A 5,828-nucleotide genomic window follows, 5' to 3' on the forward strand; every position below is an offset into this window, starting at 1 on the left:
GCTCCAGGCCCAGGGGACGAGATAGGCGTTACCCGGGTCGATGGTGCCCAGCTTTTCCATGATGGCGGGGTCGAGGTTGCCGTAGTTGGCGACCTTGGACTTGTCGAGCTTGGCAAGCAGGCCGCCGACCGGGGGTATCCCCCGGTCAAGGGCTGCAACAACGCGAGGCGCCCCTTGCAGCCCCAGCCCTACGGGTGGCACCCGGAAAAGGCCGCACTCGTCGTTGCGAAGCCTCACCGGGGGCCTACCCCGGCTTCATTTCGCGCCTAGATTGCGGCCTTTTCCGGATGCCACGCGGGGGCGATTTATATGATGACAGGCCCTAGAGCCGCGGGAACTTTTTCTCCCCGGGGCTTGCCTCCACGGCAGCCCGGCATCTGGGCCAATTCGCCTACAGCCAGATACGCCCAAGGACGGCTGCCCAATTGGCCTGCGCTGCATACGCTAAGGGCAACCCCTTACTTTCAGCTCAGGAGAAACCCATGGGATTGACCCGATGGTTAGGCGAGGCCGCCATGAAACCCTTTGCCCGTGCACTGCCCGTCATGGGCGATACCGAGCGGGCAGCGCTGGAGGCGGGCACGGTCGGGTTCGAAGGCCAGCTGTTCTCGGGAACGCCCCATTTTGATGCCCTGCTGGCCGCTGGACCCAATGTACTGAGCGCCAAAGAGCAGGCTTTCCTGGACAACGAGGTCACGGCATTGTGCGCACTGCTGGACGATTTCGCCATCGACCAGGCTGGCGACCTGCCGGCCGAAGTCTGGGCTTTCATGCGCGGCAGGCGCTTCTTCGGAATGATCATTCCCGAGGAGTGGGGCGGCCTCGGCTTCAGCCACTACGCCCATGCCACGGTAGTGACGCGTATCGCCACACTCAATATTTCTGCGGCAGTCACCGTCATGGTGCCCAATTCGCTGGGTCCGGCCGAACTGTTGCTGCGCTATGGCACAGCGGCGCAAAAAGAGCACTACCTGCCACGCCTGGCCGATGGCCGCGACCTGCCCTGCTTCGGACTGACCTCGCCTTATGCGGGCTCCGATGCCGCATCCATCCCTGACCGCGGCGTTGTCACCGCGCGCGAGATCGACGGCGTCATGGTGCGCGGCTTCAGTGTGGATTTCTCCAAGCGCTACATCACCCTGGCGCCGGTGGCTACCGTAGTCGGCCTGGCCTTCAACGCGGTGGACGAAACCCTGCCCGAAGGACAGCGCAACCTGGGCATCACCTGCGCGCTGATTCCCGTGCCGCAACCGGGCATGCAGATCGGCAGGCGGCACCGGCCGATGGACGCCGCCTTCATGAATGGTCCCATCGAAGGCCGTGAAGTCTTCATCCCCATGGACTGGATCATCGGTGGCGAGCAGCAGGTCGGCCAGGGCTGGCGCATGCTGATGGAATGCCTGGCGGCGGGGCGCGCGATCTCCCTGCCGGCGTTGGGCTCGGCCATGCAGCAAACCGCGCTTTTCGTCGCCAACGGTTACGGCCAGGTGCGGGAGCAGTTCGGCCTGCCCATCGGCCGCTTCGACGCGATTGCCGGCGTGATTGCGGAAATGGCCTGTGAGCTCTATGCGACGGACGCCGCACGCCGCTACACCGCCGCCGTACTCGACAAGGGCGAGCAGCCCAGCGTGGCCAGCGCCATCCTGAAAGTGCACCTGACCGAAGCCGGCCGGCGCGCCGTCAACCGCGGCATGGACATCCTGGGCGGCAAGGGGATCATCCAGGGGCCATCCAATCTGTTGTCGGTGGCTTACCGCGGCGCGCCTATTGCCATCACCGTGGAAGGCGCCAACATCCTGACCCGCTCGCTGATCATTTTTGGACAAGGCGCGGTGCGCTGCCACCCCTACGTGATGAAGGAAATGCAAGCCGTGCAAGGCAACGATGCGCAGGCGCTGGGGGAAGCGCTGATCGGCCATGGCGGACACGTGCTGCGTAACTTCTGGCACAGCATAGCCGGTGCACCCTTGCAAGGCTCGCCCCCCGCGGGCCTGGAAAAAGAAGCCCGACTCATCGCCCGCTTGAGCAGCCAGTACGCATTGACCTGCGACCTGGCCATGGGCTTGCTGGGCGGCAAGCTCAAGCGCATGGAGCTGCTGTCGGCCCGGCTGGGCGATGTGCTGGCCCACCTCTACATGGCCAGCGCCTGCCTTTGGCGTTATGCCGTCGACAAGGATACGAATATGCTGCCGGTCGCACAGGCAGCCATTCGCGTACGGCTCGATGAAGCCGGCAACACGCTGGAGGCCCTCTATGCCAACTTTCCTTCGCCGCTAAGGCGTGTAGTGGGTGCGCTGGTGCTGAACCGCAGCACACGCCTGGCACCGCTTCGGGATGTTCAGTTGCTGGAGCTGGCCAAACTTCTGCGAACCCACCCCGTCGTGGTGAAACGCTTGTGCCCTGACTTGGCAACGCCTACCAGCGGCGGGCTGCGCGACCTGATGGATGCGCTCGATCTGGCAACGCAGCTCGGCGAAGAAACCGTGGCGCTGAACAAGGCCGTGCGCAGCAATCAGTCCATGGAGCACGCCGCGAAAGCCTCAAGCCGCCCGGACCTGGCGTTGGCTTATTTACGCGCCGCCGACAAGGTGATCCAGGTCGACGACTTTGCGCCTTAGAACCTGTTCTTAAGCCGCGGCCCGGGTAAACAATCCCTTGTACTGCTCACGCAGCAAATTCTTCTGTACCTTGCCCATGGTGTTGCGCGGCAATTCACTGACCACAAAGCAGTGCTTGGGAATCTTGAAGTTGGCCAGCTTCGATTTCAATTCGCCCACAATCYCGCTGCCCTCGAGCACGACGCCCGGCTTGGCGATAACGACGGCCACGCCGACCTCGCCGAAATCCGGGTGCGGCACACCGACCAGCGCGCTTTCGGCCACGCCAGGCATGTCGTTGATGTAGCCTTCGATTTCGGCGGGATAGACGTTGTAGCCGCCGCTGATGATGAGGTCCTTGCTGCGGCCCACGATGACGATGTAGCCGCGCTCGTCGATCTTGCCCACGTCGCCGGTCTTGAAGTAGCCGTCTGCGGTGAACTCTTCTTTTGTCTTCTCCGGCATGCGCCAATAGCCCTTGAAAATATTCGGGCCCTTGACCTGGATGCCGCCGATCTCACCGGCCGGCAATGACTCGCCGCCTTCGTCCTGCACACGCAGGCTGACACCCGGCAGCGCAAAGCCCACCGTACCGCCGCGCCGCTCGGCGCCTTGGTAGGGGTTGGACGTGAGCATCACGGTTTCCGACATGCCGTAGCGTTCCAGAATGGTGTGGCCGGTGCGCTCTTTCCACTCGTTGAAGGTCTCGATCAGCAAAGGCGCCGACCCCGCCACAAAGAGCCGCATGTTGCGGCAAGCCTCGCGCGTCAGGCCCGGCTCGGCCAGCAGGCGCACATACAGCGTGGGCACTCCCATGAACACCGTGGCTTGGGGCAGCTTTTTCACCACCAGCTTGGGGTCGAATTTGGCCAGCCAGATCATCTTGCTGCCGTTGATGAGCGCACCGTGAATGGCAACAAAGAGTCCGTGCACATGAAAAATCGGCAGGGCATGGATCAGCACATCGCCACGGCCTTCGGGCCCTCCGGTAGCCGTCCAGCCCCAGGCATCTTTAAGCACCAGCGCATTGCTCAGCATGTTGCCGTGCGAAAGCATGGCGCCCTTGCTGCGGCCGGTGGTACCGCTGGTGTAGAGGATGGCGGCCAGGTCGTCCGCCTGCCGTGCCACCACTTCATGCCGGTCGCTGCAATGCGTTGCACGGTCCAGCAGCGAGCCTGTGCGGTCATCGTCCAGTGTGAACACGTTCTGCGTGCCGGCCTTGAAGGCGATCTTGCTGACCCAACCAAAATTCTTGCTGCTGCAGACTATCACCGACGGCTCCGCGTTGCCGATGAAGTATTCGATCTCGGCGCTTTGGTAGGCAGTGTTGAGCGGCAAAAACACATAGCCGGCGCGCAGCGTCGCCAGGTAAAGCATCATGGCCTCCACCGACTTCTCGACCTGCACCGCCACCCTGGCCCCTTCAGGTAACCCCAGCAAGGCCAGCAGGTTGGCCATCATCGCAGTGCCGCGTTCGAGGTCGCGCCACGAATAGCAGAGGCCGTTGTCAGTTTCGACGGCGACTTCATTGAGCGAAGAAGGAAACGCGGCTCGAAGCGTTGCAAACAGGTTATGGTTTTTCATGGGTCAGGCTGGCTATGGTTGGAATTTCGGCCGCCCGGCGATCAAACCGGGGCAGGCGTTTTTCAGTGAAAGCGGCAATACCTTCGCGGTGCTCGGCAGAAGGTGCATAACGGTAGGCTGTTGCTATCAAATCAGTAGCTGGTTGCGCTGGTCCAGTGGGCGCCAGAGCCCTGAATGCCTGTTTATTCAGGCGAGCGGCGCCAGGCGCAAGGGCGCAGGTGCGATCCACGCAAGCCATGACCAGGGCCCCGACGTCCTGGCCCGGCGCAACCTGGTTGAGAAAGCCGCGCTGCTTCATCTCGGCGGCCCCCAGAACGGCAGCCGAAAGCAGCATCTCCCTAGCGGTCAGCTCCCCGGCGGCACGCATCACCAGCGCAGCCTCGCGCGGCGCCATCGGGAAGCCGAGCTTGGCGATGGGCGCACCAAACTTTGCCGTATCGCCGGCGATACGGATATCGCAGCAGCTGGCAATTTCAACGCCGGCGCCCATACAGTTGCCTTCGATCTGCGCGACGATGGGGACGTCGCAGTCCAGCATGGCCTGCAAGCCGCCCCATACATCGTCTTCATGAAACGCGCGCAGGCCCGCTTCCTCAAAGCGAAAGCCGGCGTATTCGGAGATGTCGCCGCCCGCGCAAAACTGCCCGCCCTCTCCCCGCACCAGCACGCAACACAACGCTGCGTTTTGCTGGATGCGCTCAAACGCCGCACGTAGCTCGCGCCACATGGCGCGAGACATGGCATTGAGCTTGCCGGGATGGGACAGCGTCACAAAGGCAACGGGGCCTTTCACTTCCAGTAAAACGACACCGGTCATCAAGGGATCAGTCGAGTTTGGCGCCAGAGGCTTTCACCACGGCCGACCAGCGTTTGACCTCGCCGCTCACGAACGCGCCGAATTGCTGCGGCGTGAGGTTGCCGAAGTCCGCGCCGTTGTTGGCCCAGATGGCTTTGAGCTCGTCGGTGGTGGCGGCTTTGCGCAGGTCTTCCACGATGCGCGCCTGCACGTCTGCCGGCGTACCCTTGGGCGCCCACATGCCGTACCAGGTGGTCACGGTGTAGTTGGGCAAGCCCAGTTCGCCGGCGCAGGGCACATCCGGGAAAGCCGGGTTGCGTTTGGTGCCGGACACCATGAGCGCCTTGATCCGGCCGCCCTTGATATGGTTGGCGGAAGAGCCCAGGCCGTCAAACATCATGTCGACATTGCCGGAAATCAAATCCTGCAGGGCCGGGCCCGCGCCGCGGTAGGGAATGTGGGTGATGAAGGTCTTGGTCTGCTGCTTGAACAACTCGCCGGCCAGGTGGTGCGAAGTGCCCGCGCCGGCCGAACCGTAGTTGTACTTGCCCGGCGCCTTGCGCACAGCTTCAAGGTAGGCCTTGAAGTCGGGGAACGGCAAGTTGCGGGGGTTGACCACCAGCACCTGCGGCACGTTGGCCATCAGGGCCAGTGGCACAAAATCTTTCTCGATGTCGTAGTCCAGCTTGGGATACATCGAGGGCGCGATGGTGTGGTGCACTGCGCCCATGAAGAGCGTATAGCCGTCGGGCTGGGCCCTGGCAGCGATACTGGCCCCCAGCGTGCCGCCGGCGCCGCCGCGGTTGTCGATGATGAGCTGCTTGCCGGTCAGCTTCGCGAACTGGGCGGAC

4 protein-coding genes and 1 pseudogene are annotated in these 5,828 nt (G+C 63.3%); 1 reads left to right on the forward strand and 4 read right to left on the reverse strand.

The features are described 5' to 3' along the window. Positions 1 to 180: pseudogene (locus tag AC1DWI_RS11865) on the reverse strand (hypothetical protein); the annotation flags it as partial. A gap of 302 nt (positions 181 to 482) precedes the next feature. Between AC1DWI_RS11865 and AC1DWI_RS11870 the strand changes: the two are divergent. After that, a complete protein-coding gene (locus AC1DWI_RS11870; RefSeq protein WP_477669062.1) occupies positions 483 to 2,618 on the forward strand; it encodes an acyl-CoA dehydrogenase in 2,136 nt (711 codons plus the stop codon). Positions 2,619 to 2,627: 9 nt separating this feature from the next. Here the strand turns inward: AC1DWI_RS11870 and AC1DWI_RS11875 are convergent, their stop codons facing one another. The 3 genes from AC1DWI_RS11875 to AC1DWI_RS11885 form a co-directional block, all read right to left on the reverse strand. Further along, positions 2,628 to 4,181, reverse strand: a complete 1,554-nt coding sequence (locus tag AC1DWI_RS11875) for a malonate--CoA ligase (protein ID WP_477724890.1) — start codon at positions 4,179 to 4,181, stop codon at positions 2,628 to 2,630. After that, the gene (locus AC1DWI_RS11880) at positions 4,168 to 4,998 is read right to left on the reverse strand and encodes an enoyl-CoA hydratase/isomerase family protein (RefSeq protein ID WP_477669060.1); all 831 of its coding nucleotides are present in this window, start codon (positions 4,996 to 4,998) and stop codon (positions 4,168 to 4,170) included. Before AC1DWI_RS11880 ends, AC1DWI_RS11875 begins: the two co-directional genes overlap by 14 nt. A gap of 7 nt (positions 4,999 to 5,005) precedes the next feature. Continuing rightward, the coding region (locus AC1DWI_RS11885; RefSeq protein ID WP_477724891.1) for a Bug family tripartite tricarboxylate transporter substrate binding protein at positions 5,006 to 5,828 on the reverse strand (823 nt) is incomplete at its 5' end.

Source organism: Polaromonas sp. P3_C2 (assembly GCF_056402675.1).

Bases quoted from the DNA above. Each gene is read 5' to 3' on its own strand.
- AC1DWI_RS11870 (WP_477669062.1), top strand. From the start codon at position 483: ATGGGATTGACCCGATGGTTAGGCGAGGCCGCCATGAAACCCTTTGCC.
- AC1DWI_RS11880 (WP_477669060.1), bottom strand. From the start codon at position 4,998: ATGACCGGTGTCGTTTTACTGGAAGTGAAAGGCCCCGTTGCCTTTGTG.